The sequence below is a fragment of the Actinoplanes sp. NPDC051633 genome (assembly GCF_040681735.1).
In the GTDB taxonomy this organism is placed as follows: Bacteria; Actinomycetota; Actinomycetes; order Mycobacteriales; family Micromonosporaceae; genus Actinoplanes.
In genome coordinates, this window is record NZ_JBFAZH010001555.1 from 1 (window position 1) to 1,490 (window position 1,490).

The 1,490-nt window shown below is 68.4% G+C and carries 2 protein-coding genes; one reads left to right on the top strand and one right to left on the bottom strand.

What is annotated here, in order from left to right; translation table 11 throughout:
- Window positions 1-129: 129 nt before the first annotated feature.
- Window positions 130-711, top strand: a complete 582-nt coding sequence (locus AB0M20_RS43080) for a hypothetical protein (RefSeq protein WP_364307233.1) — start codon at window positions 130-132, stop codon at window positions 709-711.
- A gap of 79 nt (window positions 712-790) precedes the next feature.
- Here the strand turns inward: AB0M20_RS43080 and AB0M20_RS43085 are convergent, their stop codons facing one another.
- Window positions 791-1,279 (bottom strand): GNAT family N-acetyltransferase, encoded by a 489-nt coding sequence (locus tag AB0M20_RS43085; protein ID WP_364307234.1) that lies wholly within the window; start codon window positions 1,277-1,279, stop codon window positions 791-793.
- Window positions 1,280-1,490: the final 211 nt, after the last annotated feature.

A 1,490-nucleotide genomic window follows, 5' to 3' on the forward strand; every position in this document is an offset into this window, starting at 1 on the left:
GGCGTAATTGGGGTGCTGCGACTTCAACTTCTGCTGACCGCCACCCCGGCCCCGTTCAACGCCTCACGGCCGGGGCCGGAGGCTCCCGCTCAAAGCTGTGCCCCAGACCCGGCGACGAGGTAAACGATCATGATTTCCCGGCGAAGCTTCTCGAGTTGGTACCGCAACCGCCACGTGTGGGTGGCGGTGATCCTGCTGGCGACGTCGGCCGGCGCGGCCGTTGCCCTCAACTCGGCCGGCGCGGAGGCGGAGCCGGCGGATCTGCAGGCGCAGATCGTGACCCGGATGCGCACCACACTCGAAGAATCCAACCCGGAGCAGCACCAACACGCCGGACACAATGTTCAGCAGGAGGCCACCGAGAAGGGGCGGCCCGCAATGGTCTGCGGGGTCCGCGTTTACGGCTACGAGCCGGCCCAGGTCACCGCGCTCGCCGATGTGCAGACGGTCTACGGCTTCCACCTCTGCGGGGTCGTCGAGCAGATGCGACCCTGGGACGTGGCGGTCAAGCTGGCCGGCCCGGTCATCATGAACATGTCCACCGAGCCTCCGGGCATCCAGGTGGTCGAGGCCACCGCCGACGTCAAGTACGTCGACCGGCTGCGTGAGATGTTCCCGGACAAGTACGCGCAGCTAGCGCTCAAGGAGGCGCTGGTCGACTCGGAAATGGCCGACATGCGCCGCCGATATGACGCCGCGGCCGGACTCTGACCACGCCGGTTCACCGTGTAGCTGTCGGGGCCCCTGCTGCGCTTGTCGCTCGAGGGCCGGCCCGCTTGGCCCCGGCCGGTCAGTCGTCGACGAGGATCGCGTACAGGTCCGAGTCGCGCCAGCCGTCGCGAATGTAGGCGGTGCCACGCATCCGGCCCTCGTACCGCATGCCGATTCTTCGCAGGACTGAAGCCGAGGCGACGTTGCGCGGGTCGCACGTGCCGAAGATGCGGTGGCGTCCGTGCTCGTCGAAGCCCATCCGCAACAGCTCCCGCGCCGCGACCGTGGCTATGCCCTGACCCCACAGGCGTGGGTGCACCGCGTACGCGATCTCGCCGGTGCTCGGGCCGTGCAGCCTAAGTTCGGCGCTGCCGACGACCTCACCCTCGACCAGCACCGCGAACATCAGCCGATCCGGGGACGCCGCCACCACGGCCCGCATGTATTCCTGCGTCTGCTCGTAGGTGTTGGGTCCCCACGCCTGATAGCGGCAGGACTCCGGCAGGCGAGCCCATTCGTGGACCGCGGCGGTGTCATCGAGCGTGAGCGGGCGCAGTGTGACGGGCACGGCCGCACGCTAGGTCAACAGCTGGGCAGGCGGCAACCGATTCCGGATACGAGGGGCTACGTCCGACTGGGTGTCGTCGTCGATGTCCAGGACACCGTTCTCTGCGCTGGTGGTAGGGCCGGCCGGGAGGCAGGGGCAGTGCTGCTGTGATCGCCCGCGCGATGGTGTGCACGGCGCCCTGGAAGCATGTCGTGCACCCAGCTTTCCAGGT